17 protein-coding genes and 3 pseudogenes are annotated in these 20,198 nt (G+C 63.5%); 10 read left to right on the forward strand and 10 right to left on the reverse strand.

The window, feature by feature from the left end; genetic code table 11:
* The first annotated feature begins 48 nt into the window (after positions 1 to 48).
* From JSO19_RS01310 to JSO19_RS01325, 4 genes are read left to right on the forward strand one after another with little or no spacing between them, the layout of a single operon-like run.
* Entirely contained in the window at positions 49 to 939 is an 891-nt protein-coding gene (locus JSO19_RS01310) for a siderophore-interacting protein (protein WP_006821245.1), read from the forward strand.
* Positions 936 to 1,526 carry a hypothetical protein gene (locus JSO19_RS01315; RefSeq protein WP_006821246.1) on the forward strand — a complete coding sequence of 197 codons (591 nt, stop codon included), beginning with the start codon at positions 936 to 938 and terminating at the stop codon, positions 1,524 to 1,526. Before JSO19_RS01310 ends, JSO19_RS01315 begins: the two co-directional genes overlap by 4 nt.
* Complete coding sequence (locus JSO19_RS01320) at positions 1,523 to 2,983, forward strand: ATP-binding cassette domain-containing protein (RefSeq protein WP_006821247.1); 1,461 nt, start codon at positions 1,523 to 1,525, stop codon at positions 2,981 to 2,983. Before JSO19_RS01315 ends, JSO19_RS01320 begins: the two co-directional genes overlap by 4 nt.
* Positions 2,980 to 3,666 (forward strand): energy-coupling factor transporter transmembrane component T, encoded by a 687-nt coding sequence (locus JSO19_RS01325; protein ID WP_025388378.1) that lies wholly within the window; start codon positions 2,980 to 2,982, stop codon positions 3,664 to 3,666. The genes JSO19_RS01320 and JSO19_RS01325 overlap by 4 nt, the downstream gene beginning before the upstream one ends.
* Positions 3,667 to 4,351: 685 nt before the next feature.
* Here the strand turns inward: JSO19_RS01325 and JSO19_RS01330 are convergent.
* The 4 genes and pseudogenes from JSO19_RS01330 to JSO19_RS01345 form a co-directional block, all read right to left on the reverse strand.
* Positions 4,352 to 4,519: a hypothetical protein gene (locus JSO19_RS01330; protein ID WP_270909233.1), complete on the reverse strand. Its 168-nt coding sequence runs from the start codon at positions 4,517 to 4,519 to the stop codon at positions 4,352 to 4,354.
* Positions 4,516 to 5,832, reverse strand: a pseudogene (locus JSO19_RS01335) (IS1380 family transposase); the annotation flags it as partial. The pseudogene JSO19_RS01335 and the gene JSO19_RS01330, both read right to left, overlap by 4 nt.
* Entirely contained in the window at positions 5,792 to 7,108 is a 1,317-nt protein-coding gene (locus JSO19_RS01340) for an ISL3 family transposase (RefSeq protein WP_270909234.1), read from the reverse strand. The gene JSO19_RS01340 and the pseudogene JSO19_RS01335, both read right to left, overlap by 41 nt.
* Positions 7,109 to 7,233: 125 nt before the next feature.
* On the reverse strand, positions 7,234 to 7,509 hold the full coding sequence (locus JSO19_RS01345; RefSeq protein WP_190247105.1) for a hypothetical protein: 276 nt from the start codon (positions 7,507 to 7,509) through the stop codon (positions 7,234 to 7,236).
* Positions 7,510 to 7,718: 209 nt separating this feature from the next.
* On the opposite strand from JSO19_RS01345, the pseudogene JSO19_RS01350 reads away from it, so the two are divergent.
* The 3 genes and pseudogenes from JSO19_RS01350 to JSO19_RS01360 all read left to right on the forward strand — a co-directional run.
* A pseudogene (locus tag JSO19_RS01350) lies at positions 7,719 to 8,120 on the forward strand (transposase family protein); the annotation flags it as partial.
* A gap of 115 nt (positions 8,121 to 8,235) precedes the next feature.
* Positions 8,236 to 9,564, forward strand: coding sequence for an ISL3 family transposase (locus tag JSO19_RS01355; RefSeq protein WP_270909235.1), 1,329 nt, complete (start codon positions 8,236 to 8,238; stop codon positions 9,562 to 9,564).
* Positions 9,565 to 9,567: 3 nt separating this feature from the next.
* A pseudogene (locus tag JSO19_RS01360) lies at positions 9,568 to 10,497 on the forward strand (ISL3 family transposase); the annotation flags it as partial.
* A gap of 300 nt (positions 10,498 to 10,797) precedes the next feature.
* Here JSO19_RS01360 and JSO19_RS01365 read toward each other — a convergent pair.
* The 4 genes from JSO19_RS01365 to JSO19_RS01380 form a co-directional block, all read right to left on the reverse strand.
* A complete protein-coding gene (locus tag JSO19_RS01365; RefSeq protein WP_087008312.1) occupies positions 10,798 to 11,058 on the reverse strand; it encodes a hypothetical protein in 261 nt (86 codons plus the stop codon).
* Positions 11,059 to 11,119: 61 nt separating this feature from the next.
* The gene (locus tag JSO19_RS01370; RefSeq protein ID WP_087008314.1) at positions 11,120 to 12,907 is read right to left on the reverse strand and encodes a type IV secretory system conjugative DNA transfer family protein; all 1,788 of its coding nucleotides are present in this window, start codon (positions 12,905 to 12,907) and stop codon (positions 11,120 to 11,122) included.
* On the reverse strand, positions 12,894 to 13,220 hold the full coding sequence (locus JSO19_RS01375; RefSeq protein WP_087008316.1) for a hypothetical protein: 327 nt from the start codon (positions 13,218 to 13,220) through the stop codon (positions 12,894 to 12,896). The genes JSO19_RS01370 and JSO19_RS01375 overlap by 14 nt, the downstream gene beginning before the upstream one ends.
* A complete protein-coding gene (locus tag JSO19_RS01380) occupies positions 13,217 to 13,351 on the reverse strand; it encodes a hypothetical protein (protein WP_270909236.1) in 135 nt (44 codons plus the stop codon). The genes JSO19_RS01375 and JSO19_RS01380 overlap by 4 nt, the downstream gene beginning before the upstream one ends.
* A 493-nt stretch (positions 13,352 to 13,844) precedes the next feature.
* Between JSO19_RS01380 and mobF the strand changes: the two genes are divergently transcribed.
* Both mobF and JSO19_RS01390 read left to right on the forward strand, forming a co-directional pair.
* A complete protein-coding gene (gene mobF / locus JSO19_RS01385) occupies positions 13,845 to 17,480 on the forward strand; it encodes a MobF family relaxase (protein WP_176386828.1) in 3,636 nt (1,211 codons plus the stop codon).
* A gap of 15 nt (positions 17,481 to 17,495) precedes the next feature.
* Positions 17,496 to 18,188: a J domain-containing protein gene (locus JSO19_RS01390; RefSeq protein WP_140400690.1), complete on the forward strand. Its 693-nt coding sequence runs from the start codon at positions 17,496 to 17,498 to the stop codon at positions 18,186 to 18,188.
* A gap of 55 nt (positions 18,189 to 18,243) precedes the next feature.
* Here JSO19_RS01390 and JSO19_RS01395 read toward each other — a convergent pair whose 3' ends face one another.
* Both JSO19_RS01395 and JSO19_RS01400 read right to left on the reverse strand, forming a co-directional pair.
* Positions 18,244 to 18,726: a hypothetical protein gene (locus JSO19_RS01395; RefSeq protein WP_087008323.1), complete on the reverse strand. Its 483-nt coding sequence runs from the start codon at positions 18,724 to 18,726 to the stop codon at positions 18,244 to 18,246.
* A gap of 123 nt (positions 18,727 to 18,849) precedes the next feature.
* Positions 18,850 to 19,194, reverse strand: coding sequence for a helix-turn-helix transcriptional regulator (locus JSO19_RS01400; protein ID WP_270909237.1), 345 nt, complete (start codon positions 19,192 to 19,194; stop codon positions 18,850 to 18,852).
* 67 nt (positions 19,195 to 19,261) lie between these two features.
* Here JSO19_RS01400 and JSO19_RS01405 point away from each other — a divergent pair, with 67 nt between their 5' ends.
* The gene (locus JSO19_RS01405; protein ID WP_140400691.1) at positions 19,262 to 20,155 is read left to right on the forward strand and encodes a hypothetical protein; all 894 of its coding nucleotides are present in this window, start codon (positions 19,262 to 19,264) and stop codon (positions 20,153 to 20,155) included.
* Positions 20,156 to 20,198 lie beyond the last annotated feature (43 nt).

Genomic DNA, 20,198 nt, shown 5'->3' on the forward strand with positions numbered 1-20,198 from the left:
AACTAGAAGTAAGGTTAGCCTTACTAACATCATACTGACGGGGCCAACATGACAGATTCGATCAACCTCACCCAAGACGAGCTCGCAGGACTACTCGAGGTACTCAAACACCCCGATCATCAGCAGGGGCTCGAGGACCGCTATCTGACCGTCACCGCAATTGAGCACCGCGCACGAAAACTCACTCGTATCTCAGCGACGATTTCTGGCGACGACCCACTCAACGAATGGACTCTGGCAAATCCCACGGTCCGCGTCGCATTGCCGGAACCACCCGAGGAATTCGCCGCAATCCCCGGGGTACCAAAGACCACGACGCGGGTATACACACTCGTGGAAATCGATCCAGCAACCCGCACCGCGCAAATAGACCTCGTAGTGCACGCCGAAGCTTCTCCTGCGATGCGCTGGCTAGCGCAGCTCAGGATTGGCGACCGCATTGACATTGTCGGACCACGCCCGCACCGCACCCCCGGTGAGGGCACCCCGCGGGTGCTGCTTGCCGACTCCTCTGCGCTCCCCGCGGCGACGCGGCTCCTGCGCACCATGCCCCACGTGGACGAGACTTTCGTCTTTGCTGCCGTCCCGGAGGATGAGTTTGCTATCCTGCAACAGGAGATCTCCGCATTAGCAGAACCCATCACCGCGTTTCGAGTAGAGCCGCACGGCCAATACCCACTGGCCACTGCTTTCGCCGAATTCGATCTCACCACTGACGCCAGCGTGTGGGCGGCCGGCGAACGGGAAGATATGCGCGAAATTCGCCACCGCTGCAAACACCATCTCGGACTACTGTCCGAGCAAACACAGGTATTCGGCTACTGGAAATATGGGATGACGAACACCCGGCTGGACTTCGCCAGACTCCGGGCAACGCAAAAGGGGCTCGCAGCGGGGCGCGCATTCACCGATACCGACGACTTCGAGATCGAACTGTGAACGGCGAGACAAGAATTACGAGCCTGAAATCCGACAGATTCTCCACTCGTGCTCTGCTGACTTTCGTTGTACTCGGCGCGCTGGGCGCGATCATCGTCCACGTATCACGAATTCTCGGGGTCGCATTACAAGCCACGGTCCCGTGGCTAGCATTCCCGGCACCAGTCCCCTGGTTTCTGGGGATCCTCATCGCCGCCCTGCTGATTCAACGCAGCGGCGCGGCGCTGCTCACCTCGATTGTCACAACCGTCGCAGGCTTCGGCGCACTCGCCCTGTGCGCGGGCATCGTCATCGAACTCACCTTCTTCATTACCAGACGGTTGCGCTCACAAACCCAGCCCACCTGGCCCCCTGCCCGGTCCCAGTTCTGGCTGTGGTGGGCCATCCTGGCCTGCGCAATCGTGAGTCTGATGAGCTTCGGTTTCATGTTCTTCTACCAAGAGTTTCTGCTGCTAGACCCCAGCATCAAGCTACTCGCCCTCATCATTCGGGTTGGACTTGGCGTGCTCTACGGGTGGGGCGCCTGGGTCATGACCATCGGATTGCTACGTGCAAATGTGAACCCACAGCGCATCGTCGTCGCATGAGCCTCCCGAACTCGGCCGACCCTGGCCGCTACAACGTACGGATACAGCAGTTCACAATCGCCTACGATGGCGCAAATCCGGTGCTCAATATACCTTACCTGGAGCTGGTCAGCGGGAGCTACACGCTCATCACCGGACCCACCGGTTGCGGTAAGTCAAGTCTGGCACACGCACTGGTCGGGGTGCTTGAAGATATGACGACAGCTCGGGTTGCAGGCAGCATCAGCATGAACGGAACCCAGCTTGCAACCCTAGACTCAGCCCAACGCTCCGGTACGATCGCTGCGGTCTGGCAGCGCCCAGAAACCCAGCTTTTCGCCAGCACCGTCTTGGCAGAAGTCCGTGCCGGCCTCGACTTCCAACTCATAGCACCCAACGAGGCCACGTTCAGGGCGCGCAGAGCCCTGCACCTCGTCGGTCTGAGCCACATTGACGAATCCCGTAACCCACTGACCCTCTCGGGCGGCGAACAACAGCGACTTGCCCTCGCGTCAGCACTCGTGCTGCGAGCGCCTATCCTGGTGCTCGACGAGGTCGCGTCACAGTTGGATCGCACCGCAAGCCACCGGCTCGGAAAAATCATCAGGGAGATTCGGTCCGCTCGCCAGCTCACCGTCGTGGCGTTCGACCACCGTCCGGACCCACATCTGGAACATACCGATCGGGTCATCGTACTCGATGAGAACGGCAGAATCGCGCTCGACGACAAGCCCGCCAGTGTATACGGTGAGAACGTAGACTTCTGCCGCAGAATCGGCGTGCATCTACCCGCAAAAGAGACCTCGAGCAGTGACACAGACTTCGGCGCGTTGACCGTCCACCAGACAGCACCCGGTCTGACAACCCAGGCTCTTACGGTCGCCAGACGCAGCGCACTGTTGTTGCGAGACGCCACCCTCACACTTCCCCGAGGAGCAATCGCGCTGCTGCTGGGCCCAAACGGCGCGGGTAAGACCAGCCTGCTGGATGCGCTTGCCGGCGAGAAACGCGGGGTGCGCGGGCACATCGATCCGTCACGGCGGGTAAGGCTCACCAGAGGCATTGGGTACCTGCCACAACGCGGGAGCGAGCTCATGTTCGCCCACACCGTTCGGACGGAGCTACACCTGGCATTACCACCGGGGGCGCGTTCTAGTGCCGCGGAGATCGACGATATGTTGAACCGGGCGGGGCTCTTGTGTCTGGCCGAAGTGCATCCGCAGCACTTATCGGGCGGGCAACGACAGCGGCTCTCGGTGCTCCTCGCCGTCGCCGGAAGACCGGCATTTCTCCTGCTGGACGAACCTACGAATGCACAGGATGTGACTGGCACAGCACAGATTCGTGCGCTGTTAGCAGGAAATGCTCAGGATCGCGTCGCCGTCATCGCGACGCATGATGCGGGCTCCTTCCGCGGCATCGCCACTCATCACATCGAGCTACAAACCGGAATCGTCAAAGGGGTCTGGCAGATATGACCCGCTTCAACTCCCGCAGGTGGGTTCCGCATCCGCTGATTATCGTATTGCTCACCGTTCCCGCACAGCTCGCGGTATTGCTCGCCCAACGGCCCTGGTTCAGTATTACAGTGCTGGCGTGCTGTCTCTTGGTGACAGTGGTGACGAAACCCCGCTTTGCCGCTGTCTTTATCGCGGCGGCTGGCGCGCTATCCCTGGTTCTTTGGGTCGGGATGGGCCTGTGGCTGCCTCTAGAGGCCGCGACGAACGGGGCGTTGCGTATCGTTGCACTCAGCGCCCTACTCGTGGTGCCGTTTTTCTATGTGAACTGGCCGGTGCTGGCAGACTCGTTGATTGATCGGTTCCGTGTTTCCTATCGGGTCATGGACACCGTGCTACTCGGGGAACGTTTCACTATGCTCATGCGAGCTGACCTGCGCACCGCCCGCAGGATGGCTCGACTACGTGCCCGCGGGAGCATTCGTGGACAGACGCGATTATTACTGCGGACGACGCTGCCAGTTCTCGTGGCAAGTTTCCGGCATAGCGATGAGCTCGCTCTCGCCCTGGACACTCGTGGTTTCGGTGCCCATCCGAAACGCACGGTCCACCAGAGTCGACCGCTCCGAGCGTTCGAGCTGGCTATTCTCATCGCAGTATGGGTATGCAGCATTTTCATTGCCGTATTCCTCGAAAGAATGTAGAGGTGCCTGACAGGCAGCTTGCCCCCTGATCAATTCCAGGCAGCTTCGTATTGTTAATTCACCAGTTTGACGCCAGAGCCGCCCTCCCGGTGCAGACCGGGCCCGATCCCGACGCTACTGAACTGCGGTAATGAGCCGGAAATAGACTTGATAGTGGCCCCGTCAGTGCCCCACTAGGACCGTCGCTTCGCCGGGGCGGCCGCCGTGTCGGAGAGCACGACGCCCTCCGTGTCGTAGAGGCGCACTGGAAACTCGCTTGCGCTACTCATTCCGGCGGTGAATAACCAAGTATCTGTGTTGCCGTCATGTTGCACAAAAGCCACCTCCGCCAGGTCATCCTGCGGGGTGCATCTTCGCCAGGCACGCAAGCATCAGCAATACAGAGCTCGACATCCGCGCCCCGGGAAGCATCCTCCTGCACTGCTGAGTTGCTGAGTCTGTCAACCTTAGCTTGCTCCCGTAGTGCGACCCGGCTTTCACCCAGCCCAAGCCCGAACCGGCACGATCCTTCCAGCCCCCTACAGATCTATCAACGCATAACTTCGAGCCGACGATGCATCTCCCGTGAACCATGACTGTAACGCCAAACCAAGAGATTGACATGCTAAGTGCGGTGGTAGGCTCTGCCCAAACAGTATGGTCAGGCTGCGATTTTGGCCGGTGAAACTAAACCTGGATCCACCGATTAGATAAGCGATGTGCAGTTGCGACGCTGAGGAATCGATGGTGCGCGGTTGAGCGTTTTGGGGTCGTTGATGTCTCCCGGCCTGGCACCGGTTGTGTCCACTGATGGGTTTCCGAGCATTCCTTTCTGCTGCTCGGCCGGGCGCCCCTTTTCGGGCTGGGTGGTCACGGTGTGGCCAGCTGTGGTGGGCTCAGCGTGTTGTGCCATAGCCGGTCAAAGGCGGTGGCCCATTTCCAGTGCGTAGGTAAATGCAGGATCAGTTTGCGAGCCCGATGCGCAATCCGGGCGGGAATATTGACCAGTTTCTGGCGCAGGCTGACCGTTCTGGCATTGACCAGCTTGCCACCGGCAACACTGCCTGCTGCTCGCAGCAGATTGTGGCTGATGGCCGCGATGACTAGCCAGGCCGCGTTGGCATAAAACCGCCCGGAGGGCATGTGGGCTAATGGCCCGGCTTTGAGATCAGCAAAAACCTGCTCGACGACGGCATGTTGACGGTGGACTTTGTCTGCAGCCACCGTATCCAAGACAGATTGTTCGACGGTAGTAAAGAAGGCGTGATAACGGAACGTGTCAAACAGCTGGCCTTGAGCGGCTGCCAGTTTGGTGGTATTGAGTTCCGGGATGCGGCGGACCACCAACCGGCCAGCCAGTTGCTCCTCTTGGGCTTTGGACGAGAAGGCGGTGAAATCAATTTCAGCCACCTGCGCATCAGAGATCCATCGACCCGTTTCGTCGTCATAGATCGCCTGTGGGTAATTGATCCCTCTCCAGGCCTCGGCCGGGATGTGAGCAATAGCTTTCTTCACGGCAGCGTTTTGGGGCAGGGTCACTGAGTAGTGGACTCCAGCCGCGCGGACTGCTTTGGCGACGTTGGCACTATAAAAGGCCGAATCAAACCGCGCCAACACAGGGGTATCGGGATCGATGATGCGTTTGGCAGTGGCCAGGCTGTCACTGACTAATTTGTCAGCGCCTCGCACCGAATGAGCTGCCCCTTTGCGTAACTGCTGACCAAGCACCAGCGGTGCTGCTTTGGCTGTGGAAATCGTGGCGGTCAATCCGTTGAGGCCGCGCAGTTTGTTATAGCCGATTCCAGCACCGTGTTTGTTGGGCGAAAAGACTTCAATAACCGTGTCATCCACGTCGACAAAGACCATGTCACCACCGGTGCCATCCGGTGACCTGACCGGCAACAAGTCCGTGTGGTCACTCAGGTTGGTCAGAAACCTGGAAGCGACTGCGGCTAATTGTTTCACATGCCCATGCGTGTATTCGCGCAGGTGTGAGCCCAGTGTTGAGGGCGCATACACCCGATGGAACAATGATTTCATCCCACCATGCCGCAGCAGATCCATGTCATCGATGCTGTCGGCACCAGCAGCCATCCCAGCGACCAGCGACGTGATCTTCGTCCCTGGATTCGCACCCTTATCGGGCTCATCGCAAATGAGAGTGTAGATGCGGTCTGAATCCTCCGGCGTCCAGCAGTGCCCGCAGCAGGTAGTGGCCCAGATTCCGGAACCCCAGCGCGGTGCCTCGCAGATGCTCGAGCCGGCCGTTGATCGCCTCCGTCGGCCCGTTGCTTGTGCCAGGCCGGTCGAAGTAGGCGAGCACATCAGCGGCTCTGCGTTTCAGCGTTCGCCCCAGCGTCGTCAGCTCTACCAGCGCTGCAGGGACTCCTGCCGAGAGACTCGCGATGACCGCCCGCAGTCGGTCTCTGCCGCGAGTGCGGTCGGGGTCGCGGTACGCGGCCACGATGCGCTGGTAGACCCACCACGTGACATCGACTTGTGTGTGTTCCTCGACAGCGAGCACAGCTTCGAGTCGATCGGTCTGCTTGCTGGTGAGCAGGTTCGCGCCGGTGAGCAGGATGCGACGGATGCCATAGAGCGGATCCCCGGACCGGCCCCGGTGCCCGAGTGTCTCCTGTTGGACCCGCTGCCGACACCGCTCTACAGCACCACCAGCCAGAGCCACGACGTGGAACGGATCCATCACCGGGGTGGCGTCGGGCAGTTCTTCGGCCGCGGCTGACTTGTAGCCGGCGAAGCCATCCATCGCGACGTCCTCAATACCGTGACGGAATGTCTGCGATTGGGCGGCCAGCCAGGTCTTGAAGACCTTCTTCGATCGGCCCTCAACGATGTCCAGCAGGCGGGAGGGACCGGTCTTGTCGCGGATCGGGGTGAGATCGGTGATGACAGTGACGTACTTGCTGCCGAACGGGGTATGCCGCCACACATGCTCATCGACCCCGAGGACCCGGACACCGTCGAACCTGCTGGGGTCATCGACCAGCAGCTGTTGGCCGGTGGCGAGGATCGCGGTGTTGACGGTGTGCCACGCTGCGCCCAGGCCCGCAGCGATGCGGCTGATGGACATCCTGTCGATGACGAGGCATTTCAGCGCCCACAGCACGGCCGGCCGTGACAGCTTCGCCCGTGGCGCGGCGATCTGGGTGAGGTCTTCCCGCCAGACCCGTGTGCAGGTCGGGCACCGGTAGCGGCGCACGCGCACGTGCAGGATCGTGGGGCGCCAGCCGAGCGGGACGTGGACAAGCCTGCGCACCGTGGTTCCGCGGGGGACGCCTTCGGCCCCGCACTCCCGGCACCAGGAGTCCGGGAACTCGGTGGTGGTGCGGCATTCCAGGACTGCTTGATCGGTATCGACCGCTTGCCCGGTGACGGTCAGGTTGAGGGTGTTGAGGAGGCAGAACGCGTCGAGATCGGGGCTCGTGAAGCTAGGCTGGGACATGTCGAGGTCTTCCGGATGGAGTGTGTGAGAACTTCCATCATCGGGAGACCTCGACGTCTATCCGTGGAGCGACACGACCCGGCCTTCAGCACCTGGGGTCTACACCCTCAATTACGAAGAGCCGGTTATCCGAGACGTTCGATCTTCGCGATCAACTTCTTTCGCGCTCGGTGCAGCTTCCACCACGAGAAGGTGTGTTTCGCTGTCAGCTTGCCCACCTCGTCAAGGCTGGGAAGGTTCTGCTCGGCAAGCTGTTGCTGGATGATCTCTTTGTTTTCTTCACCGTGTTGTTCGATGATGGCGTGTGCGGCTTTCACAGGCTCCGAGGCAAATGGATGAGCAGCGATTTCTGCGTCAAGAAGGGCGAGTTCGGTTCCGATTTCTTTCCGGCTCTTTTTCATGAGGTACGTTCCTTTTCTTCCATCGCCACTCAGATTCGTTCTGCGTCGGCAAGATTTCTTATTCCTGGGTTCCCAGCGCTTGAATTGCAGGGGTTTTGAGGCTCTTCTCGAACGAGGGTGTAGTCCGTTGAGCGCGTCGCTGTCCGTGTAGGAGTCGAGGTCTCCCTGAAGATGGAAGTTCCTACACTGCCCATCCGGAAGACCTCGACATGTCCCACCCTACTTTTGATGCGCCCTGCCTGACCACGTTCTGCCGCCTCGACGAGCTCGGTCTCCAAGCCGTCGGACAACACCTGGAACCCGACCGAGCGCTGCTCCAATGCCGAGTCGTTGAACCAGACCAGTGGTGCCAGCACTGCGGATGTGAGGGGACGCCACGGGACACGGTGGTGCGCAGGCTCGCGCACGAACCCTTCGGACACCGACCCACGACGCTGCTGATCCGCGTGCGTCGTTACAAGTGCTCAGGATGCGGCCGGGTGTGGCGCCAGGACACGACCGCAGCGGCGCCGCCGCGGGCAAAGATCTCCCGCGGCGGTCTGCGATGGGGACTGGAAGGACTCGTGGTGGACCATCTGTCCATCTCCCGCGTCGCGGCAGGACTGGGGCTCTTCCGGTTCTAGAGTGCGTGAGCGGTCCCTGCTTGCCGGGTCTCGGTGATGAATGAGAAGCGACCTTGGGCGAAGATAGAAGTTCCTCAACTCGTCTCTCACCCAAGGCCGCACCATGCAATCTACCTCCTCATCCGTGTCGTGTCCGGTAGCCGATGTCATCTGCCGCACCCTCGAACTCGGCGTCCACATCACCGGCGCCCACATCACCGGCGAGGACGTCACCGTCATCGAAGCCACACCACGAGAACCCCTCGGCTACTGCCCCGACTGCGGCGCAGAAGGACAGCTGCGTGATCACGTCATCCGTCACCTGACAGACGTTCCCATCACCGGCCACCCCACCCGTCTGCACGTACGTCTGCCTCGCTACCAGTGCGTTCACGCCCAGTGCCGACGCACGATCTTCCAACACCAACTCGACGCCGCCGAACCAGGAGCGAAGACCACGAATCGAGCCACGACCTGGATCCTGAAACGCCTCATCCACGACCAGATGAGCATCTCAACGATCAGCAGAGCCCTCGGACTGGGCTGGGACCTCGTCAACCACCTGGCCACCAACGCAGCGAAATCGCTGATCTACGCCCATCCTGACCATCTGGCGGGAGTCCGGGTCCTCGGGATCGATGAGCACTGCTGGAAGCACGTACGCGGACAGGGCAAAGATTCCTTCGCAACGATCTTCGTGGACCTGACTCCACTCATCGACGGGACCGGCCGAGCACGTCTGCTCGATGTCAAAGCGGGACGCTCAGCCAGAGTCGTGACCACCTGGCTGCAGGAGCGCTCCCCAGCATTCCGCGACGGGGTCAAGGTCGTCACGATGGATGGGTTCGCCGGCTACCACACCGCGACCACGGAGTCGCTGCCGGAATCCGTACCCTTGATGGATCCCTTCCACGTCGTCCAGCTCGCCGGGCAGAAGCTCACCGCCTGCAGACAACGCTTGCAGCAGCACATCCATGGACATCGCGGCCGGAAGAAAGACCTCCTCTATCAGGGACGACGGACTCTGCTGACAAGGCGATCTCTGCTGAACAAGAGGGGCACAGACCGGCTGGAGCGGCTGTGGGCCGAGCACGACGATCACATCGCTTTGGAGGTGACGTACCTGGTCTATCAGGACGTCATCGATGCCTATCAGCATCCCGACCGGAAGACCGGCAGGCGGCTCATGCAGAAGGTGATCGACCAGTTGCGCAGGGGCCTGCCGCACGGACTTGAAGAGCTTGCTCAACTAGGCAGGACGCTGTGGCGGAAACGGGCGCAGGTGCTGGCGTTCTTCGAACGTGGAGGCGCATCGAACGGTCCGGTCGAGGCGATCAACGGACGCCTCGAGCATCTGCGAGGTATCGGCCTGGGTTTCAGGAACTTCGGGCACTACGTACTACGCTGCCTGCTCCACTCCGGACAGCTATCGAACCGAGTCAACGCACTCTGAAACCGGAAGAGCCCAGGACTGGCCGTGTCATGGTCGGCCGCGAACGACGCGATCCTCGCTGAAGGCACACGACAACTGATCGATGACCCCCACCGCTTCGACGGTGTCACCACGATCGGTGTCGACGAGCACGTGTGGCGCCACACGAAGCGTGGCGACAAGTACGTGACCGTGATCATCGATCTGACCCCGGTGCGTGAGAAGACCGGACCTGCCCGGCTGCTGGACATGGTCGAAGGCCGCTCCAAAGCAGTCTTCAAGCGGTGGCTGGCTGCACGCCCGCAGCAGTGGCAGAACGGGATCGAGGTCGTTGCGATGGACGGATTCACTGGGTTCAAGACCGCCGCCGCCGAAGAGCTTCCCGACGCTGCTCCGATCATGGATCCATTCCATGTGATCCGGCTTACCGGGGACGCGCTGGAGAACTGTCGGCGCCGTGTTCAGCGCGATGTGTTCGGTCGTCGGGGTAGGACTGGTGATCCGCTCTACCGGGTCCGCCGGACTCTGCTGACAGGAGCGGGTCTTCTCACCGAGAAGCAGCATGCGCGACTCGAGGAGGTGTTCGCCGACCAGCGCCATGTCGAGGTTGAAGCGACCTGGGGTGTGTATCAGGACATGATCACCGCGTATCGGGAGACGGACCGCGGGCTGGGGAGGTTCTTCCTGCAGCACACGATCGACCGGATCTCCACGGGGGTGCCCGTGCAGCTGGTCGAGGTCCGCAAGCTCGCTCGTACGCTCAAGCAACGAGCCGCTGACGTCCTCGGCTATTTCGATCGGCCCGGGACCAGCAACGGCCCGACGGAGGCGATCAATGGCCGACTCGAGCATCTGCGCGGGATCGCGCTTGGGTTCCGGAACCTGAGGCACTACATCGACAGGAGTCTGCTCGAAGCCGGCGGTTTCAGACCTCGACTACACCCTCGTTCGTGAAGAGCCCCTTATCGGCCCCAGTATTAGCCACCGTGATCCACTCATCAGCTAAACGTTTCAGCCCCGCAGACTGCGCCAACCGCAACACGGGAGCAAGCCCAGCCGACGACACGAGATTCGGTTCATCAAACGAATAGGCAATACCAGCAGCACTGTGATTGAATAGCATCTCAGAGGTGCCTTTCTGATCCTAGAAATAGTGGCGTGAACAACTACTATTATTCCAGGTCAAAAGGCACTTCTTCAGTTAAACCGCCGAACTCACACCAAATTTATCGGTGGATCCAGGCTAAGGAGGGGCTACGCCCACTCCTCCACTGTGCTGGGCAGCGGATCGGACACAACCGCGGTCGGGTACAGCATTTCGCGCAGTCGTGCAGCCGACTTCTCGATGTCCCGTAGGCGCTTCGCCAGGTCCGCAGTGGCCGTCCGGTCCCCGCGCTCGATAGCAGCGGTGATGAGTCCGGGCACGCGCAGGGATGCGGCACGCAGTGCGTCGTACGCTTGATCGGCAGCGTGATAGATGGCGGTGTCAACGGGTGCGAGTTCTGTGGTGGGCATCGGGTGTTCTCCTCGGGTAGGGCACCGCCTGAGTCCCAGGCGGTGCCCTTGACCGTGAGCGCTATGCGGCCTCGCCCAACTCGTCCTCTTCCTCGACCAAACGGGGCCCCGGTGATGCCGTCTCCCAGGCGGACGTGTCGGGTAGGCGCTGGACGCGAGCCAGAGCGGCGCGGTCACCCTGAGCGGCGGCCATCAGGTCCGGGTCCTCGAACAAGGGGGTCGCTCGGACCTGCACGGTGCCGCCGGGCACATCCGGGCGGCCTGGCAACCAGACGAGCGCATGGAACGTCTGCATGGCGGCCAACCGCGCCGGGGTGGCCGCGTCCTTTTCCACGAGGTTGCGGGAGCGCTGTGTGGTCTTGGACGTGCTCGACCCGTCACGCAGCATCCCCTTAACAGCCCCGGAGTAGTTGTTGGACTTAGTGACCGAGATGCTCACGGACTGTTCCTGCACAAGTTCTCGCTTGCCCGCCAGCTCACTGTACGCACGCAGGGTCTCAGAGTCGGTCGTGGCGGCGAATAGGACGTGTCCGCCCGAGCAGGCGTTGCGGATGGAGGCCGCGCCCTCGCGCCCGTAGACGCCGATGAGGTCGGAGACCGACTGGGTGCAGAGCAGGAATTTCACGCGGGCGGAGCGGGCGAGGTTGGCCGCCCACGATTGCAGGTCGCGGTGCGGTGTGCAGTGCACCAGCTCATCCAGGACTACGAGGTGCTGCACGGGCAGCGCGCCCCCGTGGGCCGATGCCCGCCGTTGCAGCTCCTCGACGTACGCGCCCAGCAAAGCGTTCGTGAGAGGCCGATAGTCCGGCGTGGGGCAGATCAGATACAGGGTGTGCATCTCGGGCATGGTGTCCAGTCGCAGCGTAGTCTTGTCATCCCAGGACTGGCGGACGACGCTACCGGCGAGGATCAGGCCCTCGATGACCTGGGCGACCGAGCCGAGGATGCCTGCGCGCGTCTCCTCCGCTCGCGCCGCAGCGGCTGTCAGACCCAACGCCAACTGCGCCTGCTCCAGGGCGGCGCTCATCGTCACAGCCGCGTCCTCGCCCAGCTCAGCAGCGTCAGCGTAGTTGGCCTGCTCCGCTTCGAGGTCGTGCAGCAGACTGTCCCAGGCGTCCGGTCCATCGTCAGCACCGCTATTGTTGCCGCCGAGTTTCTTCACCTGCTTGATGAGGTCGAGCAGGCTGCTGCCGGGACGCGCGCGGAGATAGACGAGCAGCGCCGCGACAACAATGGTCGAGTGGGTGACGAAGAACGCCTGCTGACCACCCTGCTCGGCGCCCTTAACCGCGGTGAGCATCGCGTGAGAGGTACGCTGAGCGCGCGCCCATGTGACGCCCTCGGTGATCGGCGTCCACACGCGTACCTGATCTCGCAGCGCCGGTGACTTTGCCAGATCCGCAGCCGGGTCGAAAATGACGGGCGCCGTGGTAATCGCACGTGCCCCGATGGTGCCGCGTGCTAGGTCTGTCTTGGTGGTGGATACGAGCGCGGGGCCTCGATGGCGCACGATGGCCGGAGACAGTGCCGCGATGCTCTTGCCCGAGCCGGGCGCGCCCAGCACTTCGACAGGCGCATCGGTGTCGTCCATGACGAGGCGATCCGTCATCACCGGCTCACTGGCGACATCCACGAGGCAACCGAACACGATGCGGTCCTCGCGCGTCATCTGGCGCACGGCGATTTCACGCTGGCCGAGCATATCGCGCGATCCGCTCACCGTGTGCTGCGCCCGCTTAGCCTCGCGTGCTGCGATACGTCGCCGATGCGTCCACCACGCGATCACAACACCGATGCAGAGGAGGACAGTGCCAGTGAGGAGCCACAGAAGAAGATCAGTCCAACTCATCGAGCACCTCCTTGTCGGCGGTGCGCTTCGTTACGGCGGCATGGGCCTTGCTCGCTAGCAACGAGAGCCCGGCGAACACGACGCGTACGCCGCGACAGATGAGGCCGGCCATCTTCGCGCTGAGCTTGCGCGCCTTGCCGGGGTGCTTTACGGCGTAGATGACGCACTGGGCGACGATCACGATGCCTGCTAGACGCATCAGGGACCAGTCAATGGGAGCACCGAACCGGACGGCTGCGTACAGCTCGTCGCCCGCGGCGAAGACTGCGGCTGCGATCACGGCCCACCAGATGTAGCGCCAGGGCTTCTTCATCGTGCGTCACCTCCTGCTTTGTGCAGGTCGAGTGCGGCGCGCACCAGGTGGTCCCAGGTGAGCGTCTGCGTGGCGCGCAGGGCGTCGAGCTGTGTCCAGGTGTCTGGTGAAGCAGTCGCGACGATGGTCACCCGTCGCGAATCCAGTGGCGGGATGGCGGTCAGCTCGGGGCGAGTCTGCGCCAGCGTGTCCAGCGCATCACCCACCGAGAGGTGCAGACGTTGTGATGCTCGCGCGGCTGCGATCTGCGCAGCCCGTCGAGTCTGGGGATGGACGCTCAGGGTCCTAGTCGTGGAGATGATGATGACTCCTTCGGTTGGTCTTTCGTCATCTGCACCGTGCCGATGACTCCCCAGACCGTTAGAGCGCTGTATGACTACACAACCCCTCCTTAGTCACGCTTCGATTCAGGTCCCTCCTCTTTGCCCTCCACCAGTCAGATACGGCCCATTTCTCTCGTCTCCTGGCTCTCAGCCCCATTCCTCCTCTAGCCCCTCTTTTTCTCTACACACGCTGGCATCCGCCTGCGGCGGCTTGCACGGCCAGCGTTCGCGCACACGGTCCTCATACGTCCACACAACTCCTCGGCACGGTGCCAGGAGGGACGATTTGAGGAGGACGGCAGTGGCCGCATCAATTGCAACCATCAAGGCGGGCCAGGCGAAGGCCTTGGCCGACTACTACGCGAACAAGGCGTCGGAGAGAGTCGCTGACCTCGCGATGGACCCCGAACACGCGGACAAGTCCGCGGACGAGCTGATGATGCTCGCACGCATCCAAGTGGCCCGCGAGGAAGCTATGCACGATGGCAGAGACCCGGACAGAGCGGAGGTGAAGGAGCGTGCCGCTATCGCCTCGGATCGCGTCGCCGGGGCCACCGCCTACTACGCCGCGGACGACGCCGACCCGGACGGGCGACGTGTTTGGATTCGCGGCGACCGTGCCGGAGAAGCGATCACCGGGACGCAGTTGGAGGCGCTGTTCTTGGGCGCGGACGAGGCAGGGCAGAACCTAGGAGACCCAGCACCGCAGGAGATCAAGAAGGCCGCGAAGCTCGCCGGGTACACGGGCGAGATAACACCCAACGTTCTCGCCTCGATGCGTGCGGGACTGCACCCCGAGACCGGCGCAGAGCTAACCGGCGATGCTGCCGACTACGCCCGGCAGGTGTGGGCAGCACCGGAGCGGAACGAGAATGCCGTGACCGCTTTCGACACGACGCTGAGCGCTCCCAAGGGCGTCTCGCTGCTGGCCGCGTTCTGCGATGATCGGACCGCCGAGGCCGTCATCCGAGCGCATCAGGAGGCTGCCGCGCAAGCGTTGGACTGGGCGCAGGAAAACGGGGCGGTCGTGGCCCGGCGCGGTAAGGACGGCGTGGTCCATCAGGCGGCCGAGCTGACCGAAGCGGCGCAGATCACCGAGATGACATCTCGGGCAGGCGACCCTCAGCTCCACACCCACACCCTCGTCTCCGCCTACGTTGTCAGCAACGAGGACGGACGCCGCACCACCATGGACTCCCAGGCGTGGCATGGAGCGTCTGCCGCGATCAACGCGAGCTACCTGCGAGCCCTAGACGCGAACCTGCGCCAAGAGGTCGGCGTGGGCCTGGAGCTGGACGAGAAGGGACAGCGCACCGTGGTCCCCGGCATCGCCCCGCAACTCATCGAGCGCTACAGCTCACGCCGTAACGCGATCAACGAGACGATCACCGAGCGCACGCAGGAGAAGGAACGCCTGGAACAGGTCATGGGCAGTGCCCGCCACCTGTTCAAGGAGTCGCACCAGGCCCTCGAGGCAGGCGAGGCCCTCACCGACGCCGAGACGCGCCGCGCCGAGGTCTACGGGCAATGGCTGGATTCGGGGACCACTCCGCAAGCCGCTGCACTGGACACCCGCGTCTCGAAGGCGGAGGAGCCCGAGCACGTCGCACGCGAGCGCTGGGCAGCAGACCCGACCACCCCGGACGGGGCACGCCTGCTCGGCGGAGCACAGGCCGCCACACAGCAGGCACAGCACGCTCCTGTGGCCGAGTGGGGCGAGGTCGAGCAGGCCCGGTTCACCGCCGAACTGGCCGAGCACCTCACGAAGGATGCCGCAGCGTTCTCCACTAAGGAAGCGCACGCGGCCGCCCTTCATCTGGCCCCGACAGGTGTGAGTACATCCGAGATTGCCGAGACCGTGGACGACTACCTCACCCGTGGCGCGGTCCTGATGCAGGAGCGCGAGGAAGCCGAGCGGGTAGGCGACCGCTGGGCGGAGAAAACGCGGAGGTTCACGACTTCCGAGATCGTGCAGGAGCAGCAGCACATCGTGGCGACCGGGCAGCAGCTCGCGGACGACACCGTGCCCGCGATCAGAGAAACGAATCTGAGGGCCGCCGCCACGGTTGTGAACTCACATAGGGTCTCGGAGGACCAGGAACAGCTCGTGGGCGCGTATCTCACCGGGCAGCGACTCATCACCTGCGACGGCCCCGCCGGCGGCGGCAAGAGCCGCGTCGCGGAGACGATTGCGGAGCTGGCCCATGGGGCGGGGGCGCAGGTCACGGTCCTGTCCACGCAGACAGACACCGCCGCCGATCTTGCCGCTGAAATCGGCGCGGATCGCGCCATGAGTTTCCAGAAGGCGACGATGCGCGCCGCCGACGAAGACAACCCCCACCATTCCAAGGGAGTTTTCGAGTCGGGCTACTGGGGGCAGGGCCTCACCGCTGAGCAGGCCGACGACTATCACACGATCCGCATGCACCAGCGCGAAGCCAAGACCGACCGGCAGCGTGAGAAGGCAGAGCGCGAGATGGCGCGTTGGGTCGAGTCCCTGCCGACGAAGGCCGATGCAAAGCTCACCCAGCAGACCCGTTCTCACGTCGAGCAGATGGACAAGCTCGCCCGGTGGACAGACATCGGAGATCGCTCGGAGCTGCACCAATGGCGCACGCAACTCATCGCGGAGGCAGCCGAGCAGCCCGAAACCGTGGTCAAGATCGACCACGACAGGCCGCAGGTCATCATCGTGGACGAAGCCGCGATGACGAACAACCAGCACCTCGGGCGTCTACTGGACTATGCCCGCGAGCACCGCAACGTCCAACTCGTCATGGTGGGTGACACCGCGCAACTCGGCGGTATCGGACGTTCAGGCGCATACCGCGCCCTGCTGGACGAGGTGCAGCCCGTGCAGCTCGCTGAGACGCGCCGGGCACGGCAGGAATGGGAGCGCGAAGCCCAGCTCTCGATGCGCGGGCTCGACTACACCGACACCGCCGAGACCCACGATGCGGCCCGAGCACTGGTGGACACCTACCGGGCACAGGGGCGTGTGGGCCACATCGGTGACGAAGACGTGTCCCGCGCTATCGCAGACGGTCGTGCGGAAGCCTCCGACAAGCGCGCCGATATGGACCTCGCCGCAGAACAGGCAGCCGACTGGTACATGAGCCGCCGCGGCGACCAGGACACCCTCGTGCTCACCGCGACTCGCGCCCAGCAGGTGCAGGTGGCACAGCGCATCCAGGAACGGCGCATCGCGGACCCGGACGACAAGGCGATGCGAGCCGATGCGAAGACCGCGACGCTCGACCTGGGCGAGGGCCAGACCCAGCAGGCGCAGAAGGGTGAGCCGGTCATGGTGCGGCAGAACGACACCCGCCGTGGCCTACGCAACGGCATGACTGGCGAGGTAGTCGCCGTGAGTGCGCGTGGTGGCGTCACCGTGCAGATGACCGACGAGCGCGGACGAACGTTCAAGACGTCGATGACCCGGAAGGACCTTAACGAGGGAAAGCTCTCCCTCGCCTACAGCAGCACCAGCCACAAGGCGCAGGGGGCAACCGTGGACCGGGCACTGTACATCCATGACGCGAAGTCCCCGCATGTGGACCGGCACATGGTCTATCCGTCGGTCAGCCGTGGGCGTCAGGAGAACCGGATTCTCGTGGTCGGCGGAGCCGACGAGACCGAGGCAGCAGAGTCGTTGGCCACTGCAATGCACCGCAGCAACACCGCCGAGCCGGTCCGCGTGGTCTCTCAGCCGGTCTCCGATGCAGAGCGGGAATGGGTGGCCAAGCGCCACCCGAGCCTGCCACGCGAGCAGCAGGACGAGATGGCCCTGCGCATGCGTGAGCGTGACCAGCGCCATGCCCGTGACGATGCCCGAGACCGCCAGATCGCACAGCGTCGCCAGACGCAGCAGCTCGCCCAGGAGCGCGACCGCGTACAGTCACGCCGCCGCGGGCTCGGGCGCGGGCGCGCCGCCTGAGAAAGGGAGACCCCCGTGACGCTTGTAGAAGCGCTCAACACCCTTGGCCTGGCGCCCGCAGCGACCCCGGACGAGGTCAAACGCGCCTACCGCGCGCGCATCCAGGCGACTCACCCCGACCTCGCCACAGACGGCGACGACGCCGCGCGACGCGCCACCGAGGCCGTGCGCGTGAACGCCGCTCGTGACCTCCTACTCGCGGGCGGCACCGGCACACCCAGCCAGGCCAGCCCGCAGCCAGAGACGCCCCCGGCACCACCCCATTCGGAGCCCGCGCAGTGCTCACCCACGCCGGGACGGGACGAGCGCCGCACTACCGCGGCGACGCCCACGACCCCGGCAGCGCGATCAACCGAGCGCGTAGTACACCCACTCCGCTGGTTCCTCTCCATCGGCGGAGCGCTCATCGTCGCAGGCGCGGTCGCTCGCTTCCTACACGCCTGGGATGGCGCACTGGAACCCACAAAGTGGGGAGACGCTTCCCTAGCGATGGGGCCGCTGGCGATCCTGCTGCACGCGGCGGTCGGCCTGGTTGGGGTCTGGTTCCTGGGCAGACGCGCGGACCGGCCCGCCCGCGCCGTACTCGCCCTCGCAGTCATCCTCTACTCGTCGTTCTCAGAAGTAAGCCATCGCCTGAACTTCATCGAGGAGGCGATACTCCTCATCGTCCTCGTCGTCTGGCCGCTGTACCGCCTGGTGACCAGGTAGACCGGGCAAGAGAAGGGGGCCACGAACCCAGATTCGTGGCCCCCTTCTCACACCTTCACGTCGAGATCAGAATGAGGTTGGGAGCCGTACCGCTGGGCAACGAGGGCAGTGATGCCGCATCCACGCCGAACCCACTGATGCGCTCGTCTACGAAAAGCCCCGATGCATCATCCGGTTCCAGGACGGCAGCGCCCTGGGTCTCCGATTCGAGGAACGGGGCCACCATGAGCAGAGCGTTGAGCCCTCCCGGGATCGGCGTGTCCTTCTTCGCCGCAGCGAGCAGCTTCGCTTCTGTCTGCCGGTAGCGGTCGGCGTCGGTGGCCGCGAGCTGCGAGAGGTCAGGGCCAGCGGTGTAATCGCTCACAGCATCGCGCGCCCTGTCGATCACCGCCCGCGCGCTCTCCGTGGTGGGATGCTCGTCGGAGCCCTGGGGCGTGAGCGAGACATCGGAACCGGTGCGCGTGGCCCCGTAGTAGTACAGCGCCGCAGACCCGTCGTCTGCCACCCCGAGGATAGTTACCCGAGCGTCGTCGGCCATCGTGTTTCCTCCCTGGTTGAGAACGGTTTTCTATTGATCGTGTCATGACAGACTGCGCTGCGCTCTCGGGGTCGAGGTGTGGACACGCCCGAGGGTCGCTCTCACGGCCTCCGTCGAAAGGCCTCATCGGGAAGGGCTGCCGCCTTCGATGGGGTGTGGACCAGGATCTAGGATCGTGCGGGCCGTCTGTGCTGCTTGCGAGTGGGGCTCAGCACCAAAGTCATACAGTTCGGTCATGGGTATGTCGAGCACCGCAGCGATGGCGGCCACCGTGGAAAGTTTCGGGTTCGCGTGCGTACCCGCTCGCCTGGACGACGACTGCCCGGTCTCAATCAGCGCGTAATGCGCGCGGGTGAGGCCAGCGGTGTACGCAACCTGCTCTTGCGTCAGTCCGCGCGCTTCTCTGAGGCGCTTAATACTGCTTCCCAAGCGGCGCGCGTCGTCGGCCGTCCATGCAAGTGAGTCCACTCGCACCAGTCCAGTTTGATAGCGTGCTGTTGTCTGCATGCTGCAACGAACAATCGAAAGGACTGCGATGGCAAAGAACTACACGGCAGGGGTGGGCGCAGTGGCCGTGCTTGCGCTAGCGCTGGCAGGGTGCAGCGACGGCGGCGACGCAGGCGGTCCTGAGGTAGACCCAGCGCCTACCCAATCGGCAGCACCGTGGGAGCCCGCCGACAGCTCGATCTTGGTGCTCTCCGACATGTCCGCGTCGGTGTACGACGCGGAGGCAGGGGCGTACGCCGTAGAGAACCTGCCGTTGGCCGGCGATGGCGCTGGGGACGAGCTAGCGGATTTCGCGCCTGATTGGAGCTGGGCTGTCGGCTTCTCGGAGAACTCGGAGCGATCCCTGACGGTCTATCCGATCCTCGATCAGCTCGAAACTGACGGCGGTGTCGAGCCGTGGGACGTCGACATCGAGCCCATCGTCGGAGACCGGGATTTCGAGATGCGCGACGTGACCGCCTCCCCAAGCGAGCCCGACACCGTCTACCTCCAGGTGTATGGCAGTGCGTCCTCACCAGAGGAGTGCGAATCGTCAATCGTGCGGGTGAACGTCGCCACGCAGAAGGGGGAAATTGTTTCCACGGAAAACGGGGGCGGCACTCAGGGAGATGCGCCTGTCGATTGTCGAATGTCAACCAAACTCACCCCGGCGGGGCTTGAGCTCTTGAGCAGCGGCCATTCCTCTGATTACGAGGAGGAGGCCCTCCAGGCATACGGGTTCGCGGAGGTGGAAGGCCTGAACGGAGGCAAGCAGGTTGTCCGCGCTTCGGACGGTATCCGCTACGAGGCCGACGAGGGCGACCGCTTCTATCTGATTACGGACACAGGCGAGGAGGAGCGTCTCGACATGCCCGCTCCGACTGGCGTAACCAGCGACAGCGGCCTGGTGCTGCTTCCGTACGTCGGCTATCAGCAGGGGTAGGGGCGCGCAGGCACTCATTGCGGGACATCGAAGGCCGCCGGGG

The organism is Leucobacter sp. UCMA 4100, assembly GCF_027853335.1.
Classification (GTDB): Bacteria; Actinomycetota; Actinomycetes; order Actinomycetales; family Microbacteriaceae; genus Leucobacter_A.